Annotated in this window: 17 protein-coding genes and 1 pseudogene; 13 read left to right on the top strand and 5 right to left on the bottom strand. The window is 69.9% G+C overall.

What is annotated here, in order from left to right:
• The first annotated feature begins 195 nt into the window (after positions 1 to 195).
• Entirely contained in the window at positions 196 to 1,044 is an 849-nt protein-coding gene (gene whiG / locus AN216_RS24895; protein WP_070198975.1) for an RNA polymerase sigma factor WhiG, read from the top strand.
• 53 nt (positions 1,045 to 1,097) lie between these two features.
• On the top strand, positions 1,098 to 1,655 hold the full coding sequence (locus AN216_RS24890; RefSeq protein WP_070198974.1) for a TetR/AcrR family transcriptional regulator: 558 nt from the start codon (positions 1,098 to 1,100) through the stop codon (positions 1,653 to 1,655).
• 290 nt (positions 1,656 to 1,945) lie between these two features.
• Here the strand turns inward: AN216_RS24890 and AN216_RS27840 are convergent.
• Positions 1,946 to 2,437 (bottom strand): annotated as a pseudogene (locus tag AN216_RS27840) (peptidoglycan DD-metalloendopeptidase family protein); the annotation flags it as partial.
• Between the two features lie 470 nt (positions 2,438 to 2,907).
• On the opposite strand from AN216_RS27840, the gene rpsB reads away from it, so the two are divergent.
• From rpsB to AN216_RS24845, 9 genes are all read left to right on the top strand, one after another.
• The gene (rpsB, locus tag AN216_RS24885; RefSeq protein ID WP_070198973.1) at positions 2,908 to 3,816 is read left to right on the top strand and encodes a 30S ribosomal protein S2; all 909 of its coding nucleotides are present in this window, start codon (positions 2,908 to 2,910) and stop codon (positions 3,814 to 3,816) included.
• Positions 3,817 to 4,039: 223 nt separating this feature from the next.
• On the top strand, positions 4,040 to 4,891 hold the full coding sequence (tsf, locus tag AN216_RS24880) for a translation elongation factor Ts (protein ID WP_070198972.1): 852 nt from the start codon (positions 4,040 to 4,042) through the stop codon (positions 4,889 to 4,891).
• 193 nt (positions 4,892 to 5,084) lie between these two features.
• Positions 5,085 to 5,834, top strand: coding sequence for a UMP kinase (gene pyrH, locus AN216_RS24875; protein ID WP_107402095.1), 750 nt, complete (start codon positions 5,085 to 5,087; stop codon positions 5,832 to 5,834).
• A gap of 181 nt (positions 5,835 to 6,015) precedes the next feature.
• Positions 6,016 to 6,573 (top strand): ribosome recycling factor, encoded by a 558-nt coding sequence (gene frr, locus AN216_RS24870; RefSeq protein ID WP_070198970.1) that lies wholly within the window; start codon positions 6,016 to 6,018, stop codon positions 6,571 to 6,573.
• A 12-nt stretch (positions 6,574 to 6,585) separates the two neighbouring features.
• Entirely contained in the window at positions 6,586 to 7,713 is a 1,128-nt protein-coding gene (locus AN216_RS24865) for a phosphatidate cytidylyltransferase (RefSeq protein ID WP_070198969.1), read from the top strand.
• Positions 7,714 to 7,846: 133 nt separating this feature from the next.
• Positions 7,847 to 8,953, top strand: a complete 1,107-nt coding sequence (gene rlmN, locus AN216_RS24860; RefSeq protein ID WP_070198968.1) for a dual-specificity RNA methyltransferase RlmN — start codon at positions 7,847 to 7,849, stop codon at positions 8,951 to 8,953.
• Positions 8,954 to 9,246: 293 nt separating this feature from the next.
• Entirely contained in the window at positions 9,247 to 10,314 is a 1,068-nt protein-coding gene (locus tag AN216_RS24855; protein WP_070198967.1) for a thiamine ABC transporter substrate-binding protein, read from the top strand.
• A 142-nt stretch (positions 10,315 to 10,456) separates the two neighbouring features.
• Entirely contained in the window at positions 10,457 to 12,085 is a 1,629-nt protein-coding gene (locus AN216_RS24850; RefSeq protein WP_070199039.1) for an ABC transporter permease, read from the top strand.
• Entirely contained in the window at positions 12,085 to 13,170 is a 1,086-nt protein-coding gene (locus tag AN216_RS24845) for an ABC transporter ATP-binding protein (RefSeq protein WP_170843219.1), read from the top strand. The genes AN216_RS24850 and AN216_RS24845 overlap by 1 nt, the downstream gene beginning before the upstream one ends.
• An 87-nt stretch (positions 13,171 to 13,257) precedes the next feature.
• On the opposite strand, the gene AN216_RS24840 is transcribed toward AN216_RS24845, so the two are convergent.
• Positions 13,258 to 14,583: a hypothetical protein gene (locus AN216_RS24840; RefSeq protein WP_070198966.1), complete on the bottom strand. Its 1,326-nt coding sequence runs from the start codon at positions 14,581 to 14,583 to the stop codon at positions 13,258 to 13,260.
• 20 nt (positions 14,584 to 14,603) lie between these two features.
• Positions 14,604 to 15,356, bottom strand: a complete 753-nt coding sequence (locus AN216_RS24835) for an ABC transporter ATP-binding protein (RefSeq protein ID WP_070198965.1) — start codon at positions 15,354 to 15,356, stop codon at positions 14,604 to 14,606.
• A gap of 342 nt (positions 15,357 to 15,698) precedes the next feature.
• Between AN216_RS24835 and AN216_RS24830 the strand changes: the two genes are divergently transcribed.
• Positions 15,699 to 17,147, top strand: coding sequence for a gamma-aminobutyraldehyde dehydrogenase (locus tag AN216_RS24830; protein WP_070198964.1), 1,449 nt, complete (start codon positions 15,699 to 15,701; stop codon positions 17,145 to 17,147).
• 206 nt (positions 17,148 to 17,353) lie between these two features.
• Positions 17,354 to 17,716: a zinc-ribbon domain-containing protein gene (locus tag AN216_RS24825; protein ID WP_070198963.1), complete on the top strand. Its 363-nt coding sequence runs from the start codon at positions 17,354 to 17,356 to the stop codon at positions 17,714 to 17,716.
• 108 nt (positions 17,717 to 17,824) lie between these two features.
• On the opposite strand, the gene AN216_RS24820 is transcribed toward AN216_RS24825, so the two are convergent.
• Both AN216_RS24820 and AN216_RS24815 read right to left on the bottom strand, forming a co-directional pair.
• Positions 17,825 to 18,520 (bottom strand): glycerophosphodiester phosphodiesterase, encoded by a 696-nt coding sequence (locus AN216_RS24820; RefSeq protein WP_170843218.1) that lies wholly within the window; start codon positions 18,518 to 18,520, stop codon positions 17,825 to 17,827.
• Positions 18,517 to 19,542, bottom strand: a complete 1,026-nt coding sequence (locus AN216_RS24815) for an adenosine deaminase (protein ID WP_070198962.1) — start codon at positions 19,540 to 19,542, stop codon at positions 18,517 to 18,519. The genes AN216_RS24820 and AN216_RS24815 overlap by 4 nt, the downstream gene beginning before the upstream one ends.
• Positions 19,543 to 19,934: the final 392 nt, after the last annotated feature.

Here is a 19,934-nt window from a genome sequence, read left to right as displayed (position 1 = left end):
GGTCGGGTCCGCCGATTCGGTCAGCGAGGCCCCCGCACGTCGGTCGTTGACAACCGGCGAAGTAGTCCGAGGGTGCGTGCAGCGGAACGTATCTGCGCATGCCGGATCGACAACTCAACGCGTAGTGCGACCAACTGGTCACGTTACGCTCACACACATCTGACGCTCCCCACGTAGAACGGCTCAAGACGACGAATGCCCCAGCACAATCCCGGGCCCCACCGTGCGGCCACCGCCGCGGCGCCGCACGCTGTCAACGGCGAGGTGCCCGGCGAGCGCCGCCCGTCATCGTTGGAGGAGTTGTGGCGGATGTACAAGGGGACCGGAGACAACCGGTTGAGGGAGCAGTTGATCCTGCACTATTCGCCACTGGTGAAGTACGTCGCGGGGCGAGTGAGTGTGGGGCTGCCACCGAACGTCGAGCAGGCGGACTTCGTCTCCTCCGGGGTGTTCGGGCTGATCGACGCCATCGAAAAGTTCGAGCCGGAACGGTCCATCAAGTTCGAGACCTACGCCATCACGCGCATTCGCGGGGCGATGATCGACGAACTCCGGGCCATGGACTGGATTCCCCGCTCCGTACGACAGAAGGCCCGGGCGGTGGAGCGGGCGTACGCCACGCTGGAGGCATCCCTGCGACGCAGCCCTTCGGAATCCGAGGTCGCGGCGGAGATGGAGATCCCGCTGGAGGAACTCCACGGCGTGTTCAGTCAGCTGTCGCTCGCCAACGTGGTCGCGCTGGAAGAGTTGTTGCACGCGGGAGCCGAGAGCGGCGAGCGACTCAGCCTGATGGACACCCTTGAGGACACCGCGGCCGACAATCCGGTGGAGATCGCGGAGGACCGTGAACTGCGCCGGATACTGGCACGAGCGATCAACACGTTGCCAGAGCGGGAGAAGACAGTGGTGACCCTCTATTACTACGAGGGCTTCACGCTGGCTGAGATCGGTCAGGTCCTGGGCGTGACGGAGAGCCGGGTGAGTCAGATCCACACCAAGTCGGTGCTGCAACTACGGGCCAAACTGGCGGAAGCGGGTCGCTGAATCGGTCCTGCCCTCCGTAGAGTGAGCGGGTGCCCAGAATCCAAGCGGCCACCGTGGCCGAGCACCGGTCCATGCAGCGTGCGGCCCTGTTGGAGGCGGCACGCTCGTTGCTCTCCGAGGGCGGCACGGAGGCGTTGACCTTCCCCGCGCTCGCGCGAAGGACGGGCCTGGCACGCTCCTCTGTCTACGAGTACTTCCGCTCACGGGCGGCCGTGGTCGAGGAACTCTGCGAGATCGACCTCCCCGTCTGGTCCTCGGAGGTGGCCGCCGCGATGGCGAAGGAAACCAACGCTGAGGCGAGGATCGAGGCCTATGTGCGGCGGCAGCTCACCTTGGTCGGCGACCAGCGACACCGGGCCGTCGTGGCGATCTCAGCGAGTGAGCTGGACGCGGGAGCCCGAGAGAAGATCCGCACCGCTCATGGCGGTTTGATCGACATGGTGGTGGAGGCCCTCCGCGCGCTCGACCATGATCACCCGCGGCTGACCGCCGTATTGCTGCAAGGTGTTGTCGACGCGGCCGTGCGCCGTATCGAACTGGGTGCGCCGGAGCATCTCACGCGTATCGCCGAAGCGGCGGTCGGTATGGCGCTGCGTGGAGTCCGCGCCTGACGCTCGTCCCGGGTACCGTGACCGCGCTCTGGCAGGAGGCGTGTGCCTAGTGTGAGTACGCCCAGCGTCACCGCGATGATCAGCTGGGTTGCCGTTGGGCTGGCCTCGGTGGCAACCAGGCGGTGCGAGTGACCGTGCTCCGAGGAAGGAGTTCCGGCTCCCTCGTCATCCTCACCCGCGGACTCCTTGTCCGGTTCCCCTTTCGGCGGCGGGATGTCGAGGTACGGCAGCAGACGGGCAGAGTCCTGCCGCAGCATGCCCGGTGGCAACAGTGTGAACGGATTGAGGTAGCGATCGCCTCGGAGCAGTCCCCAGTGCAGACACGCGTCCGCACAGTGGAAGGGGCCATGCTGCACGGTCCCCAGCACCTCGCCCGCCGCGACCCGTTCGCCCTCCTCGACGGATGCCCGCACCGGTTCGTATGTCGTGCGTAGTGGTGGTTCACCGGTGTCTCGCAACTCGACGGTGAGCACTCGCCGACCCGCCACCGCTCCCACGAAGGTCACCCGGCCCGGCGCGGCGGCGCGCACCGGGCTGCCCCCTTCCGTCGCGAGATCAACTCCGCGGTGACCCGCGCCCCAAGGGGACTCTGGTGGATTCCACCCCTCGGCCAGTCGTGGGCGGGAACGGGAGTCGTCACCGGTCACCGGCCAGCTGCGCGCTTGTCCTACCTGTCGCTGCGGGGGCTTCCGGGACCCGGGTGGCGTCCCGTCCTCCGGGGCCGTCAGTGGCCTGGCGGAGGTCTGCCCGCGGGAAGACCTCCGCTCTCCAGGGATGTCCATGGCCGCCGCCGGAAGCCAGGGCGACAGCACCAGCGTCAGCGACAGCACCAGCGTCGCGAGCGCGGTTACCCGCCAGGCTTTCGTACACGGTCCGTATGGCATGGGAGAGACCTTGGCAGGGCGGGAGGGAGTCGTCCGGCTGCGGCGGCAAGCCGTGGACAACTCGCGAGTTGTGGACAACTCCGCCACTCTTCAGTGCTCGGGGTGGTCAACCGGCGTCCGACGTGTCCGATACGGGTGAACCGTGTGGGCGCGGTCGCACACGGCTTCCCTGGTCCCGTACACTTCTATGGCGATCCGGCCCCCGGATCGACTTCGCACGCCCCGCCACCCTCACCCGGTGGCCGCGTATCTCGGTCCTCGGACTTGCTCTGAACAGCGCATTCCCAGGTACAGCGCGTCAGGGGCGTCAGGCATGCGACGACCACACGGTCGTCGTCAGACAACCGAGTACATCAAGGAGAACGGCCATGGCCGTCGTCACGATGCGGGAGCTGCTGGAGAGCGGCGTCCACTTCGGGCACCAGACCCGCCGCTGGAACCCGAAGATGAAGCGCTTCATCTTCACCGAGCGCAACGGCATCTACATCATCGACCTGCTCCAGTCGCTGTCGTACATCGACCGCGCCTACGAGTTCGTCAAGGAGACCGTCGCGCACGGCGGCTCCATCATGTTCGTCGGCACCAAGAAGCAGGCCCAGGAAGCCATCGCCGAGCAGGCGACCCGGGTGGGCATGCCGTACGTGAACCAGCGTTGGCTCGGCGGCATGCTGACCAACTTCACGACGGTGTACAAGCGTCTGCAGCGTCTCAAGGAACTCGAGCAGATCGACTTCGAGGACGTGGCCGCCTCCGGCCTCACCAAGAAGGAACTGCTCGTCCTCTCCAGGGAGAAGGCCAAGCTGGAGAAGACCCTCGGCGGTATCCGCGAGATGCAGAAGGTGCCCAGCGCCGTCTGGATCGTGGACACCAAGAAGGAACACATCGCCGTCGGCGAGGCCCGCAAGCTGAACATCCCGGTAGTGGCGATCCTGGACACCAACTGTGACCCGGACGAGGTCGACTACAAGATCCCGGGCAACGACGACGCCATTCGCTCGGTCACCCTGCTGACCCGGGTGATCGCGGACGCCGCGGCAGAGGGCCTGATCGCTCGCTCCGCGGGTTCCGCCGCGGGTAAGAGCGGTGAGAAGGCGGCCAGCGAGCCGCTGGCGGAGTGGGAGCGGGAGCTCCTCGAAGGGGACAAGGCCGAGGACAAGCCGGCCGAGCCCGGAGGCTCCGAGGCCACGCAGGCTACGGAGACCACCGGCACCTCGGACGAGGCCACCAGCACCGTCCAGGACGAAGCGGCGGCGGAAAAGCCAGCGGACGACGCGTGACGTTCGGCGGCCGGCGGAATCCCCGCCGGCCGCCGCGCGGCAACCCGGCCGGCAGGTTGGACCGACGGACGCAATACCGCGCGTAGCGGTACGGGGACCGGCTCCCACGAGCGTGGCGTACGCCATCCGGTCAGTCGCCATACCGGCCCATCGACCTCACACCGGAACAGCCCTGCCAGGTCCCCGCACCGAGCAGGGCCTCAGTGCACAGAAGGAAAGAAGGATGGCGAACTACACCGCCGCTGACGTGAAGAAGCTCCGCGAACTGACTGGCGCGGGCATGATGGACTGCAAGAAGGCGCTGGACGAGGCCGAGGGCGATGTCGACAAGGCCGTCGAGGTCCTGCGTGTCAAGGGCCAGAAGGGGGTGGCCAAGCGTGAGTCCCGCACCGCGGAGAACGGCGCGGTGGTCTCCCGTATCAGCGAGGACAACTCGACCGGTGTGCTCGTCGAGCTGAAGTGCGAGACCGACTTCGTCGCCAAGGGTGACAAGTTCGTCGTGGTCGCCGACGCGATCGCCGCCCACGTCGAGGCGACGTCCCCGGCCGACATCGCCACGCTGCTCGCCTCCGAGCTTGAGAGCGGCAAGACGGTGCAGGCGTTCGTCGACGAGGCCAACGCCAGCCTGGGTGAGAAGATCGTGCTGGACCGCTTCGCGCAGTTCTCCGGCTCGTACGTCACCGGTTACCTCCACCGCACCAGCCCGGACCTTCCTCCGCAGGTGGGTGTGCTGGTCGAGTTGGACGGCGAGGCCGACGCGGACACGCGGGCGACCGTCGCACGCGACGTGGCTCAGCACATCGCGGCCTTCGCGCCAGCCTTCCTCTCCCGTGCGGACATTCCGGCCGAGACCATCGACAACGAGCGTCGCATCGCCGAGGAGACGGCCCGCGAGGAGGGCAAGCCGGAGCAGGCCCTTCCGAAGATCATCGAGGGCCGGGTGAAGGGCTTCTACAAGGAGAGCTGCCTCCTCGACCAGCCGTTCGCGAAGGACAACAAGAAGACCGTAGAGACGGTGCTGGAGGAAGCGGGAGTGACGCTGAAGCGGTTCGCTCGTTTCCGTGTCGGCGCCTGACATTCGACGTCACCGTCCGGCCCCTCGCGGTCGGACACGGAACGCCAGGGTCTGCCCGGCCATCGGAGTGTCCGATCCGGGACGGAAGGCTCTGGTGTCGGGCACACGGCAGTTCTGACGAGGAGGCCATTGCCAGCAGGAACCGAGAGGGTCCACCGGCAATGGCCTCCTTCGTATGCACGAGGAGATCTCCATGAGCAATGACACCGACAAAGAAGGCGGCCGGCGTCGCTTCTTGCTGAAACTCTCCGGGGAGGCGTTCGCCGGCGGTGGAGGGCTGGGCGTCGACCCCGACGTCGTGCACAAGGTGGCGCGGGAGATCGCTTCCGTGGTGCGCGAAGGAGCGGAGATCGCGGTCGTGATCGGGGGTGGGAACTTCTTCCGCGGCGCGGAACTCCAGCAGCGTGGCATGGACCGGGCTCGGTCCGACTACATGGGCATGCTCGGTACGGTCATGAACTGTCTCGCGCTGCAGGACTTCCTGGAGAAGGAGGGCATCGACTCCAGGGTGCAGACGGCGATCACCATGGGCCAGGTCGCCGAGCCCTACATTCCGCTACGCGCCGTCCGACACCTGGAGAAGGGGCGCGTGGTGATCTTCGGTGCCGGCATGGGGATGCCGTACTTCTCCACCGACACCACCGCCGCACAGCGTGCCCTGGAGATCGACGCCGAGGCCATGCTGATGGGCAAGAACGGGGTCGACGGGGTGTACGACTCGGACCCGGCGGTGAATCCGGCAGCCGTGAAGTTCGACGCGTTGGAGTACAGCGAGGTCATCACTCGGGACCTCAAGGTCGCCGACGCCACCGCCGTGACCTTGTGCCGGGACAACAAGCTGCCGATCCTGGTTTTCGAGTTGCTCGCGGAGGGCAATATCGGTCGGGCCGTAAAGGGTGAGAAGATCGGGACTCTGGTCAATGGCCAGGGCACCCGGCAGTGACCGGGCGGACCGGCGTCCCCGGCTGAAGTCACCGAGCACGCTGCGTGGTTGGCGCGACCGGCTTAGGGATGGACAACAGCCTGCAGGTCGGACACCGTGCAGGAAACAGGGCGCTGCGGAAGTCTGGGGTCAATCCCGGAGGAAGCAGTCTGAGGCTCATTCATCGAACCAGGAGCACGTGGTGATTGAAGAGACCCTCCTCGAGGCCGAGGAGAAGATGGAGAAGGCGGTCGTCGTCGCCAAGGAGGACTTCGCCGCGATCCGCACCGGCCGTGCACACCCGGCGATGTTCAACAAGATCGTGGCTGAGTACTACGGCACCCCGACCCCGATCAACCAGTTGGCGTCGTTCTCGGTGCCGGAGGCGCGGATGGCGGTCGTGACGCCGTTCGACAAGAGCTCCTTGCGGAACATCGAGCAAGCTATCCGCGACTCGGACCTGGGCGTCAATCCGTCGAACGACGGCAACATCATCCGGGTGGTCTTCCCGGAGCTGACCGAGGAGCGCCGCCGGGAGTTCATCAAGGTCGCCAAGGCCAAGGGCGAGGACGCCAAGATCTCGATTCGCAGCGTGCGTCGTAAGGCCAAGGAGACGATGGAAGCGGCCGTGAAAGACGGAGACGTGGGCGAGGACGAGGGCCGCCGTGGTGAGAAGGAGCTTGACGACACCACGGCGAAGTACGTGGCGCAAGTGGACGAGCTGCTCAAGCACAAGGAAGCCGAGCTGCTCGAGGTCTGAGGCTGCGAATCCGTGACTGACTCATCGTGGGGGGTCCCGCCGTCGGCTGGCGGTTTCCCCGGCCCTTCCGAACGGGCGTCCGTGGCCGTACCGGGAAACACGTCGTGGCGGGGCGAGACGACCCATTCCGCGCGCCTGGACGCGCAGCCGGAAGGAGGACCGCAGACTCGGCCCATGCCCACCATGCCCGACCCGGGGGAAACCGGCGGCGGTGACGACACCGGTCAGCATGGCCCCCGGGAGCCGGAAACCGGCCGTCATGCCGAGGGCCCCTCATCGGTCGAACCCGCCGAGGCACGCCGTGGTGACCCCGAGCAACCCAAGAAGCGTGCGGGGAGGGACCTGCGCGCGGCGATAGCGGTGGGGTTGGGCCTTGGCGCGATCATCATCGCTTCGCTTTTCGTCTACAAGGCGGCCTTCGTCGCGGTGATCGTCGCCGCGGTGGTCGTCGGCCTGTGGGAACTCACTTCCCGACTCTCCGAGCGCAAGGGTGTTCGGGTGCCACTGGTGCCGCTGGCGATGGGTGGAGCCGCGATGGTCATCGCCGGATATGCCCGGGGTGCTGAGGGTGCCTGGGTCGCGATGGCGCTGACCGCTCTGTTGGTGCTTGTGTGGCGGATGACCGACTCGGCTCAGGAGTACCTACGCGACGTGACCGCGGGAGTGTTCGCGGTGTTCTACGTCCCGTTCCTCGCGACGTTCGTGGCACTGATGTTGGCCGCCGAGGACGGCGCGTGGCGGGTGTTGACCTTCCTGCTGCTGACCGTGGTGAGTGACACCGGCGCGTACGCGGTCGGCTGGCGCTTCGGTACGCACAAGCTGGCCCCCCGGATCAGCCCCGGCAAGACCCGGGAGGGACTCGCCGGCGCGGTCGCGTTCGCGATGGCCGCCGGGGCGCTGTGCACGCATCTCCTGATCGACGACGGCCGCTGGTGGCACGGCCTCGTCCTGGGCTTCGTGGTCGCTCTCAGCGCGACCCTCGGCGATCTCGGCGAGTCGATGATCAAACGGGATCTGGATATCAAGGACATGGGGACCCTCCTCCCCGGCCACGGCGGCATCATGGACCGCCTCGACTCGCTGCTTCCGACCGCGCCCGTGGTGTGGCTGCTGCTGGCGCTGTTCGTCGGGAGTGGCTGAACGTACGGTTGTCCCACGCGTACGGCCCGCGCCGCGCCGTTCGCGGTTTTCACGCGTCCTGGGCCCGGACTGCCGCAGCCGAAGCCCCCGTCCGGCGAGCGCGTCGCGCCGGGTCTGCGACACTGGTACGGCTATGCCTGCACCCGGAGAACTCACCTTTGTCGCGCCGCGCGGAGCCGCGAAGCCCCCGCGGCACCTCGCCGACCTCGCCCCCACGGAGCGTCGGGAGGCGGTCACGGCGCTCGGCGAGAAGCCGTTCCGAGCCAAACAGCTGTCCCAGCACTACTTCGCCCGGTACGCGCATCGGCCGGCGGAGTGGACGGACATCCCAGCCGCGGCCAGGGAGCGGCTCGGTAGCGCGTTGCTGCCGGACCTGATGAGCGTCGTGCGGCATATCAGCTGTGACCAGGACACCACCCGCAAGACGCTTTGGCGGCTGCACGACGGAACGATGGTGGAGTCCGTGCTCATGCGTTACCCGGAACGCGTGACCATGTGCATCAGCTCCCAGGCCGGCTGTGGCATGAACTGCCCGTTCTGCGCGACGGGGCAGGCCGGCCTGGACCGGAATCTGTCCACTGCCGAGATCGTGCACCAGATCGTCGACGCCCAGCGGGCGCTGCGCGACGGGGAAGTGCCGGGCGGGCCCGCGCGGTTGTCGAACGTGGTCTTCATGGGCATGGGGGAGCCGCTGGCGAACTACAACCGTGTCCTGGGGGCGATCCGGCGGCTGACCGACCCGGCACCGGACGGCATGGGCATGTCGCAGCGTGGGATCACCGTGTCGACGGTCGGGCTGGTGCCGGCCATGTGGCGGTTCGCCGATGAGGGACTGAGCGCTCGCCTCGCGGTCTCGCTGCACGCCCCGGACGACGAACTCCGCGACACCCTGGTGCCCGTGAACACCCGCTGGAAGGTACGTGAGGTGCTGGACGCTGCCTGGGCGTACGCGGAGCAGTCCGGCCGTCGGGTGTCCATCGAGTATGCCCTCATCAGGGACGTGAACGACCAACCGTGGCGCGGTGACCTGCTCGGCAAGCTACTCAGGGGCAAGCGGGCGCACGTCAACCTCATCCCGCTGAACCCCACTCCCGGTTCCCAGTGGACGGCCTCCCGCCCGGAGGACGAGCGGGAGTTCGTACGGGCGCTGGAGGCGCATCGGGTGCCGGTGACCGTACGGGACACCCGGGGCCAGGAGATCGACGGCGCCTGCGGGCAACTGGCCGCCACCGAACGCTGACCGGTCCCGTCCGCTGAGCGGTCCCGTCTGCTGACCGGTCGCTGACCGGGACGTACGCGCGGCCGGACGACGTACGCCGATGACGGGACGCCCGGCCGGGCCGAGCCGGCGTACTGGTACTGTTCGAAAGAGCGTTTACACCACACCGACAGGGGAGCGCGCGCAGCGCTGAGAGTGCGGCATCGTTCGGCCGCAGACCCTCGAACCTCGCCCGGATCATGCCGGGTAGGAAGTTCGGCGAGACTCTTGTGCTGCCCGCGTGCACCCGTTTCCACGTACACGAAGGCAGCGCGATGAAACACCGGGTCACCAGCGTCCTCGCCGTCACGGCGGTCGTTTCACTGCTCGCCGGCTGTGGCAGCTCCGGGACTGACGGCACGGACACCGACACCGTCACGCTCGTCACACACGACTCCTTCGCGGCGTCCAAGAAGGTGCTTAACGAGTTCACCGAACGCACCGGGTACGAGGTGCGGGTGCTGCGTGGCGGTGACGCCGGATCGGCGGTCAACCAGGCGGTGCTCAACAAGGACAACCCGCAGGGTGACGTGTTCTTCGGGGTGGACAACACGCTGCTCTCCCGTGCGCTGGACGGCGACCTCTTCGTGCCGTACGCGGCCAAGGGTCTGTCGAACGTCCCGAAGCAACTGCGTGCGGACGCCGAGCGGAACCGGGTCACCCCCGTGGACACCGGCGAGATATGTGTCAACTACGACCGGGACTACTTCGCGGAGCGGAAGCTGGAGCCGCCCCGCACCTTCGAGGACCTGGCCAAGCCGCGCTACCGGGACCTCCTGGTCACGGAGAACGCCGCCACCTCCTCGCCGGGACTCGGCTTCCTGCTGGGCACGGTGCGCGAGTACGGCGCGGACGGTTGGCGGGACTACTGGAAGAAACTGAAGGCCAACGGCGTGGAGGTCGTGGACGGCTGGGAACAGGCCTACAACGACCGGTTCAGCGGCTCGGCGGCGGGCAAGGGGAAGGGCGACCGGCCACTCGTCGTCTCGTACGCCTCCAGCCCGCCCGTCGAGGTGCTGGGGAAGAAGGAGCGGCCCGAGCAGGCGCCGACCGGCGTCATCGAGGACACCTGCTTCCGGCAGACAGAGTACGCGGGGCTGCTGTCCGGGGCGGCGAACGAGAAGGGCGGCAAGGCCCTCCTCGACTTCCTCCTCAGCAAGACCTTCCAGGAGGATCTCCCGCTCCAGATGTTCGTCAGTCCGGCGCGCTCCGACGTCGACCTCCCGGAACTGTTCACCCGCTACGGCGCGACGGTCGAGGACCCGCTCACCATGGCCCCGGAGCGGATCGCCGAGAACCGCGAGCGGTGGGTGGACGAGTGGACCTCGCTGGTCCTGAGGTGACCCGGTGAGCGGCCCCGCCAACGGACTTCGCTCCCGTACGGTCAGCGCCGAGCCGGCGGTACACGACACCGGAGGCCCCGCTCCGGGCGCCAACGCCTCGAGGCCGCCCGCCACTCGCTCCGTACGACGCCGCGCGGCCGGGGTGCGACTCGCCCTGATGGCCGTGCCCGTGGGGTTCTTCGCGCTCTTCTTCGCCTACCCGGTGGTGACGATCGTCGGCCGCGGCCTGCGCGCCGACGGCCGATGGCAACTGGACCGGGTCGGTACGGTGCTGGGCGACCCGGGAGTGCAGCAGGTCCTGTGGTTCACGGTGTGGCAGGCCCTGGCCTCCACCGCGCTCACCCTGTCGGTCGCGCTGCCCGGCGCGTACGTCTTCGCCCGCTTCCGGTTCCCCGCCAAGCGGCTGCTGCACGCGCTGGTGACGGTGCCGTTCGTACTGCCCACCGTGGTGGTCGGCTCGGCCTTCCTCGCGCTCCTCGGGCGGGGCGGGGCCCTGGACGAGCTCTGGGGGGTACGGCTGGACACCTCCGTCTGGGCGATCCTGCTGGCCCACGTCTTCTTCAACTACGCCGTGGTCGTACGGACCGTGGGCGGGCTGTGGGCACAGCTCGACCCCCGGCAGGAGGAGGCCGCCCGGGTCCTCGGCGCGAGCCGGTTCGCCGCCTGGCGTGCCGTGACGCTCCCCGCCCTGGTCCCCGCGGCGGGCGCGGCGGCGTTGATGGTCTTCCTGTTCACCTTCACCTCCTTCGGGGTCATCCAGGTGCTGGGCGGTCCGCGTTACGCCACCCTGGAGGTGGAGATCTACCGGCAGACCGCGTCCCTGCTGGACCTGCCGACGGCCGCGGTGCTCACGCTGACGCAGTTCGCGGCGGTGGCGACGCTGCTCCTCGGCTATGGCCGGCTCGTGCGTCGACGTGAGGCCGCGCTACCGCTGGTGGCCGCCGCGCACACGGCACGCCGACCGAGTGGCGCGGGGCAGTGGGCCCTGTTGTGGGCCGTGTTGGTCACGATCGCGGTGCTGCTCCTGCTGCCGCTCGGGGTGTTGGCCGAGCGCTCGTTGCGTGGGCCGGACGGCGGGCACGGGCTGGTGTTCTACCGTGCGCTGTTCGAACTGGGTGACAGCGCCGCCTTCCTGGTGCCGCCGGTGGAGGCGATCGGCAACTCGTTGGCTTATGCTCTCGCCGCCACCCTGGTCTCCCTGCTGGTGGGCGGTCTGGCCGCGGCGGCCCTCAGCCGTCGGGCGGGGCGGATCGTACGGGGCTTCGACGCCTTGTTGATGCTGCCCCTGGGCACGTCCGCGGTGACGGTCGGATTCGGTTTCCTGATCGCCCTGGACGAGCCGCCGTTGGACCTGCGCTCGTCCTGGATACTGGTGCCGCTGGCGCAGGCGCTGGTGGGCGTCCCGTTCGTGATCCGTACCATGCTGCCGGTGCTCCGGGCGGTGGACGACCGGCTACGGGAGGCGGCGGCCGTGCTGGGCGCTTCGCCGTTCCAGGTCTGGCGTGCGGTGGATCTGCCGCTGGTGCGCCGGGCCGTGCTGGTGGCGGCGGGCTTTGCCTTCGCCGTCTCGCTCGGCGAGTTCGGCGCCACCGTCTTCATCGCCCGCGCGGACCATCCCACGCTGCCGGTGACCGTCGCGCGGTTCCTCGGACGAGCCGGCGAGCTCAACTACGGGCAGGCCATGGCCCTGAGCACCATTCTGCTGCTGCTGTGCGGCGCCGTGCTGATCGTGCTGGAGCGAGTACGCACCAACAACGCGGGAGAGTTCTGATGTTGCGCCTGTCCGGGGTGACCGTGCGCTTCGGTGACCGCACCGCGCTGGACGCGGTGGACCTGACCGTCGAGGATCACGAGACCGTTTGTCTCCTGGGCCCGAGCGGCAGCGGGAAGTCCACGCTGCTACGTGTCGTGGCCGGTCTCCAGCCCGCGGACGCCGGTCGGGTCTCGCTGTCCGGCCGGGACCAGGCGGACGTACCCACCCACCGGCGTGGCCTGGGTCTGATGTTCCAGGACCACCAGCTCTTCCCGCAGCAGGACGTGGCGGGGAACATCGCCTTCGGCCTTCGGACGGGCGTGCGGTCGGGCGGCGGGGCAGGTGCGCGGCCCGGCGCGGGGAGGCTGTCCAAGGCGGAACGCGCGGAGCGGGTCAGCGAACTACTGGAGCTGGTGGGCCTGCCCGGTGCTCAGGAGCGAGCGGTCGGTTCGCTGTCCGGTGGCGAGCAGCAACGAGTCGCGCTCGCCCGGGCGCTGGCCCCGACACCGCGGCTGCTGATGCTCGACGAGCCGCTCGGGCAACTGGACCGTGGACTGCGGGAGCGGCTCACCGTCGAACTGCGGCAGTTGTTCCGCCGCCTCGGTACGACGGTCCTGGCGGTGACCCATGATCAAGGGGAGGCGTTCGCACTCGCCGACCGCGTGGTGGTGATGCGTGCGGGACGGGTGGCGCAGACCGGTACGCCGCGCGAGGTGTGGCAGCGCCCGGCCTCGTCGTTCGTCGCGCGGTTCCTCGGCTTCGAGAACATCGTCCCGGCCACCGTGCGTGAACGGGGCGCCGACACACCCTGGGGCCGGGTCCAGGTGCCGAAGGGGACTCCGTCGGGACGCTGTGAGCTGCTGGTCCGGCCGGCGGGGGTTCGGTTGACGCCCCCCGAGGAGGGCCTGAAGTGCACGGTCACCGGCATTACGTTCCGGGGTGGCGCCTCCGCGATGGTGTCGGTGCTGCTCCAGCCCGTGGCGGGCCCGCCGCTGACGGCGGAGTCGCCGTTGTCGCGGGCTCCCGACTTGGACGAGACCGTGGGCGTCACCTTCACCGGCCACGAGGTGGTCGTGCTGCCGAACGCCGCGGAGCCGGCCTGACAGTCGGGCCGAGCACCACGCTCCGCGGCCGGGCGGGACGATCTCGCCGCACGGGTACAGCGGCGTGGGCCTGAGCCGCTGTGGGCCTCAGCCGACTGTGGACCTCAGCGGCAGCGCGGCCAGCGTGCCGACCGCCCAGATCACCGGGACCAGCAGGGCCACCAGCGAGACCCCACGCACGGCGGCGGCCCTGCGCAGCAGCGAGCGGGGAGCGCCGATATGACGCAGCGTGTCGGTGGCCGCCGTCCGTGCCGTACGACACTCGCCGGTCGCGGTCAGCAGACTCGCGGCCACACAGCACAGCACCAACCCGGCGCCCAGCGCGGTGAGCGGTCCGAACACCCGTGGCTCGCCGGCCGGCAGGTCGCCGTACAACTCCAGGGCGGCCAAGCCACCGGAGGCCACCGCGCACATCGCGCCCACCGGCGGCCCGATCCGCCGTGCTTCCTCCTGCAGCGTGCGCCCGGCCAGCAGGCGCAGCACGCCGGGGCGGCCGAGGCCGATCAACCGCCCGCACAGGTACGTCAGTCCGGGACCCGCCAGCACCAGGCCGCAGGCCGTGAGGAGCCATCCGAGCAGTACACCGGGCGGGCTGCCGTCCAGTGTCCCGGGCAGCGGCAGGAGTTCGTCCCCACGCAGCGCGGACGAGGGTCCGCTGTGTGTGAACGCCACGAGCGCGACTCCGGTCGCGACCAGGGCCGTACCCCAGGGGAGTCCTGCCGGAGCCGTGACCGATTGCCGGCGTGCCCCGGCGGGCTCGGACGGCGCGGGGCCGGGCCCGTGTTCGGGGGCTCCGGCGGTGCCCGGGTACGCCGACCGGACCGCGCCCGCGGCACGGGTTTGTCGCACTGGTTGTGCCGCGGTATCCGGGACGGCCCGTGGGGACGCCGCTTCCGGTCCGGTGGGCTCCGTACGCGCCGGAGCCGGGACTCCGCGACGGGTAGGCGCGGTGCGTACGGTGAGAGCGCTCACGCACGCGGCCGACAGCGGAGTGACGCACAGCAGTGTCAATGCCGCCGCGGTGGGCATCGGCCGCTGGCCGCCGAGGAGTTCGCTCGCCACGCCGGAGTACGGGACGCCGTGCACGTCACCGCGCAGCAGCAGGAAGACCAGGAGCCCCAGCGCGCTCCCCAGCAGCGAGGACAGTGTCGCCGAGACCGCCGCGAGGGCCGGCAGTCGCGCCGGGCCGATCCCCGCCGCGTCCAGTCCGGACATGGCCCGGGCTCCCGTCTCCGTACGGGCGACGGCAGCCGCGAGGTGCACGGTGGCCGCGAGTGGCACGAGGCACCACAGCAGCCGGATTCGGGCGTCGCCCGTGGCCTCCGGGTGTTCCAGGGCGTAACCGAGCGCGCTGAGCAGCAGGAAGCCGACTCCGCCAGACGCGCCGACCAGGAGGAGTCGACGAAGTAGCACCGTCGGAGGAGCGCCGCGTGCTAGACGAAGAGCGAGCACGTGGCGCTGCCCTTCGTGTCCGGAGCCCCCGTCGGCCGGGCGTGGCGACCGTCGACCAGCGAGATTCGACGGTCCGCCACGGACGTGCCCACGACCTCGTCGGTGGCGCCGGCCGCGGGGTCGTGGGTGGCGAGCAGCATGGTGATGCCGTGCGAGCGTGCCGCGCTGACGAGCGTGCGCAGCGCGTGCAACCGGTCCGTCCGGTGCAGCGGCGCGGTGGGTTCGTCGGCGAAGAGCACGGCGGGCCGGGACGCCAGCGCCCGGGCGATGGCGACGCGTTGGCGCTGCGACTGAACCAGCGCGGCAGGGCGCTTCCGCGCGCAGTCGGCGATGTCCAGCCGCTCCAGCCACTCGGTCGCCGAGCTGCGGGCCGTCCGCTGCCGGGCGCCGTTCAGCAACAGGGGGAGAGCGGCGTTCTCCCAGGCGGTCAGCTCCGGCACCAACTGGGGTTCGCTGCCGATCCAGCCGAACCGGTCGCGCCGGAGCCGCTCCCGGGACTGCCGGCCCAGGGTGTGCACGGGCAGGCTGTTGAACCAGATCTCGCCGGACTTCGGGGCCAGTCGGCCGGAGAGACAACCGAGCAGTGTCGTTTTGCCGCTGCCGCGTGGGCCCGTGACGGTAACGATCTCCCGCTCCCGCACCCCGAGCGTGACGCCCTGGAGAGCGGGGGAACCGTCGTAGGCATAGTGCAGTTCACGCGCCCAGAGCACGTCGTCGTCCGGTGGGGCAGCCATCGTCGAGGGCACCTCCGTTCACCTCTGCTCTGTCTGCTTGTCGCCATCCCCTGGTCGGGTGAACGACCGGCGGGGCCATCGGTCACTGGCACCGTAGGGAGAGCTGAGACGGGTGCGTGGGGAGGCTCGGCCGGGCGAGCGCGCAGGACCGTCCAGATGGATCATCGGTACGGTACGGGCCGGCCCCGTACCGGGGCGGTCGGCGCGTACCGCAGACCACTGAGCACGGAGGCGGGTGACCGCGTTCGACGTGATCCGTCCTCGGCGGCCGCTGTCGGATGCGTCACCAGGTGGTTAGGCTGGTCGTCTCACCCAACGGACTGCTGACAGGAGGGGTGCGAAGTGAGCGCCGAGCTGCGTCGCCTGCGCAACTACATCGACGGGGAGTTCCGGGACGCCGCCGATGGACGTACCACCGAGGTGATCGATCCGGCGACCGGTGAGGCGTACGCGACCGCCCCGCTCTCCGGCGCGGCCGACGTCGACGCCGCGGTGGCCGCCGCGGAGGGCGCCTTCCCGGCGTGGCGGGACGCCACCCCGGCCGTCCGCCAGCGCCTCCTCCTCAAGATCGCGGACCAGTTCGAGGCGCGTCAGGACGAGTTGCTGGCGGTGGAATGCGGTGACGCGGGCAAGCCCGTGGAGGTGACTCGGCAGGAGGAACTGCCGATGATGCTGGACCAGCTGCGGTTCTTCGCGGGTGCGGCCCGGATGCTGGAGGGCAAGTCCGCGGGTGAGTACATGGACGGGCTCACCTCGTTCGTCCGCCGGGAGCCGGTGGGGGTCTGCGCACAGGTGGCGCCGTGGAACTACCCGCTGATGATGGCGGTGTGGAAGTTCGCGCCCGCGCTGGCGGCCGGAAACACGGTCGTGCTGAAGCCCTCGGACACCACGCCCGCCTCCTCCGGCTTCCTGGCCGAGGTGATCGGTGGGGTGCTGGCCGAACTCGACCTGCCCAAGGGCGTCTTCAACATCGTCTGCGGGGACCGGGACACCGGTCGGTTGATGGTCGAGCACCCGGTGCCGGCCATGGCTTCCATCACCGGCTCGGTACGGGCGGGCATGGAGGTGGCCGGCAGCGCGGCCAAGGACGTCAAGCGGGTGCACCTCGAGCTGGGTGGCAAGGCGCCGTGTGTGGTCTTCGGCGACGCCGACCTCGCGGCGGCGGTGGAGGGGATCCGGGACGGTGGCTTCTTCAACGCCGGCCAGGACTGTACGGCCGCGACCAGGGTCATGGTGCACGAGTCGGTGCACGACGAGTTCGTGACCGCGCTGGCCAAGGCGGCGGCCGAGGTGAGGACAGGCGACCTGAGCGACCCGGACTGCTTCTACGGGCCGCTCAACAACGCCGACCACCTGGCCAAGGTCAGCGGCTTCATCGAGCGCCTCCCGGCGCACGCCAAGGTCGAGGCCGGGGGCGAGCGCGTCGGTGAGCGGGGCTACTTCTTCGCGCCCACCGTGATCTCGGGATTGAAGCAGGACGACGAGATCATCCAGAACGAGGTCTTCGGACCGGTGATCACCGTCCAGTCGTTCAGCAGCGAGGGCGAGGCCGTCCGCTGGTCCAACGACGTCGAGTACGCCCTGGCGTCCTCGGTCTGGACGACGGACCACGGCACGGCGATGCGGATGTCGAAGGTGCTGGACTTCGGCACGGTCTGGATCAACACCCACATCCCGCTGACGCCGGAGATGCCACACGGCGGTTTCAAGCAGTCCGGATACGGCAAGGACCTGTCCGCGTACGGTTTCGACGACTACACCCGGATCAAGCATGTGATGACCGCGCTCTAGGAACGCCTGCCGTGGTCGCCGGTCGCCGGGTCGGTTCGCCGAGGGGTTCGGTCGTCGCGGTCGTCGCGGATCAGGAGCTCGGGGACGTGCGTACGGCCCGGGGCCGGTGACGACGGTCGCTTGACGGACGGCCGTCGCGGGGTGTGATGCTGTCCACAGTGACCGTACTCGCCGTGTCCCCCTGCGCTATGGAAAGGCCACGCATCGTGATCATCTTCGGAACCTCGTCCAAGACAGTGCAGTTGGCCATGCTCAACCTGCTCTGCGCGTTCTGTGGCAATCCGTCCGCGCACGCCCTGCGGAAGCGGATTACCAGGTTCTCGCTGTTCTTCGTCCCGCTCTTCCCAGTCATGCCGGCGAAGCACCACCTGCAGTGCACGTTCTGCGGAGCCCAGAGCGACGTCAGCAAGGAGGACGCCCAACAGCTGCTGGCCCAGGGCGCCGGGCCGGGCCAGCAGCCCGGTCCGGTGGCGCAGGGCCAGCCGCAGCCCCCGGCCGGCGGCAACCCGTACGCGGCCCAGCCGCAGCAGGGCGGGCCGTACGGCCAGGGCCAGCACCCCTACCAGTGACGGAGGGCAGCGGCAGTCCGCCGGCCGGGGCAGTCCACCGGAGGCGAACTGCCCCGGCTCGGCGCCGGGTTTCGGCCGCGGTTGACCTCCCTGACCAGCCCGGCGGCGTCAGTCCCGGCGCTTCCGCGGCTGACGGTCCAGAAGGCGCCGCAGCGTGCCGATGCGGTTCGTGGTCAGGGAGTCCGCCCCCATGGCCAGCAGCCGACGCATGGTCCGTCCGGTGTCCGGCGTCCATGCGGAGACCAGGTAACCCCGGGAGTGGGCGTCCCGTACCAACTCCGGGGTGAGCAGCCCGAAGCGGTAGTTCAGCCAGCGTGGTCGCAGGTCCGCCAGCAGCGAGGGCCGAGGCGGCGCCGCACGGTGCCAGCTGAGCGCGATCTCGGCCTCCGGCGCCGCGGCTCGTACGTCCCGCAGCGCCGGCGGGCCTCCGCAGTAGTACACCCGGTCCGCGGCACCGGCCGCGCGTACGTCCCGTAGCACCGCGTGGACGGCGGCACGCTCCGGCAGGTCGACGAGGGTACGGACGCCGCTGGTGACCGCCAGCGCCTCGGCCAGTGAGGGAACCTCGCCGTCGGTCAACTCCCGCAGCCGGGACGCGCTCAGTGCCGAGACCGACGCCTCGTGCGCCCACAGTCGCTCGAGCGTCCGGTCGTGCAGTACGACCGGCAGGCCGTCCCGGGTGAGGCGGACGTCCAGTTCGACCGCGTCCGCGCCCGCGGCGATCGCGGCACGGAAGGCGGGCAGCGTGTTCTCCCGTGCGGCGTACGGTGCTCCGCGGTGTGCCACCGCCGTTACGACGGTCACCGCCAGGCCCGGGTGTACTGGTCGATCTCGGCGCACAGCCGGGTCGCTCCGGCGGCGTCCAGGTAGGAGGCCCGTACGGCGTTCTTGGCGAGCTCTGCCACTCCCGCGGCGTCCAGCTCCAACAGCCGGGCGGCGACGCCGTACTCGGTGTTCAGGTCGGTGCCGAACATCGGCGGGTCGTCGCTGTTGATGGTCACCAGCACACCGGCCGCGACCATCTCGGGAAGCGGGTGCTCGGCCATGACGGGCACCGCTCGGGTGGCGATGTTCGAGGTGGGACAGACCTCCAGTGGGATGCGTTGCTCCGCGAGGTGCTCCAGCAACTTCGGGTCCCGCGGGGCGCTGGTGCCGTGCCCGATCCGCTCGGCCCGTAGGGAAGTGAGCGCGTCCCACACCGTCTCCGGGCCGGTGGTCTCGCCCGCGTGCGGCACGCTGTGCAGTCCGGCGGCGATCGCCTGGTCGAAGTACGGTTTGAACTGTGCCCTCGGCACTCCCTGCTCCGGCCCGCCGAGGCCGAAGGAGACCAGCCCGTCGGCCCCGAGACGACTGTCGGTGGCGATCCGGAGCGTCTCCTCGGCGGCGGGGAGCCCGGCCTCGCCGGGGATGTCGAACGTCCACCGCAGGACGACACCCAGGTCCCGCTCGGCGGCTCGGCGCGCGTCCTCGATGGCCTCGACGAACGCCGCGTCCGGTATGCCCCGACGAACGGAACTGAAGGGGGTCACCGTCAGTTCCGCGTACCTGACCTGCTGGCGCGCCATGTCGCGGGCGATCTCGTAGGTCAGCAGGCGTACGTCGGAGGCGTCCCGGATGAGGTCGACCACCGACAGGTACAACTCGACGAAGTGCGCGAAGTCCCGGAAGGTGAAGAACTCGGCGAGTGCCGCCGGGTCCTTGGGCACCGGCGAGTCCGGGTGCCGGGCGGCGAGTTCTGCGACGATACGGGGGGATGCCGAGCCCACGTGGTGTACGTGGAGTTCGGCCTTGGGCAGCCCGCTGATAAAGGCGGTCAGGTCGGACAACGGAGCCTCCGGTCTAAGGGTGATGCGCAGCCTAATCGGCTGGGCTCCGGCAGGAACAGGCGTTTCCGGCGAAGCTGGGGAACCTCGGCGAAGCTGGGGAGGGGAGAGAGCGAGATGACCGACGCGTACCGCCGGGCTGACTCCTCGGGAGCCTCGGACGGGCCCGAGGATCCGTGGAAACCGCCAGCGGACGGCGATCCGCCGCGCAGGAGCTCGGAGTCCGTCGCCGACCAGCCGACGGTGACCGCGACGCCGGGGACCGACGCGCCCGGCCCGCCCGGCCGCTCGGACGGTCCCCCCGCACCACCGCGACCAGCCGCCGGCGTTCTTCCGGTCGTCGGGCCGCCGCCGCCCGCGCCGTACGCCTCGCCTGCTCCGTTCCCGGCGGGCCC

This window comes from Streptomyces oceani (assembly GCF_001751245.1).
Classification (GTDB): domain Bacteria; phylum Actinomycetota; class Actinomycetes; order Streptomycetales; family Streptomycetaceae; genus Streptomyces; species Streptomyces oceani.
Note: the sequence above shows the minus strand (reverse complement) of the source record. Positions and strands in the feature narration are given on the sequence as shown.

What these genes read in the sequence shown, in the direction of transcription:
- rpsB (WP_070198973.1), top strand. Translation starts at nt 2,908, where the DNA reads ATGGCCGTCGTCACGATGCGGGAGCTGCTGGAGAGCGGCGTCCACTTC.
- rlmN (WP_070198968.1), top strand. Translation starts at nt 7,847, where the DNA reads ATGCCTGCACCCGGAGAACTCACCTTTGTCGCGCCGCGCGGAGCCGCG.
- pyrH (WP_107402095.1), top strand. Translation starts at nt 5,085, where the DNA reads ATGAGCAATGACACCGACAAAGAAGGCGGCCGGCGTCGCTTCTTGCTG.
- AN216_RS24835 (WP_070198965.1), bottom strand. Translation starts at nt 15,356, where the DNA reads ATGGCTGCCCCACCGGACGACGACGTGCTCTGGGCGCGTGAACTGCAC.
- AN216_RS24855 (WP_070198967.1), top strand. Translation starts at nt 9,247, where the DNA reads ATGAAACACCGGGTCACCAGCGTCCTCGCCGTCACGGCGGTCGTTTCA.
- tsf (WP_070198972.1), top strand. Translation starts at nt 4,040, where the DNA reads ATGGCGAACTACACCGCCGCTGACGTGAAGAAGCTCCGCGAACTGACT.
- whiG (WP_070198975.1), top strand. Translation starts at nt 196, where the DNA reads ATGCCCCAGCACAATCCCGGGCCCCACCGTGCGGCCACCGCCGCGGCG.
- AN216_RS24845 (WP_170843219.1), top strand. Translation starts at nt 12,085, where the DNA reads ATGTTGCGCCTGTCCGGGGTGACCGTGCGCTTCGGTGACCGCACCGCG.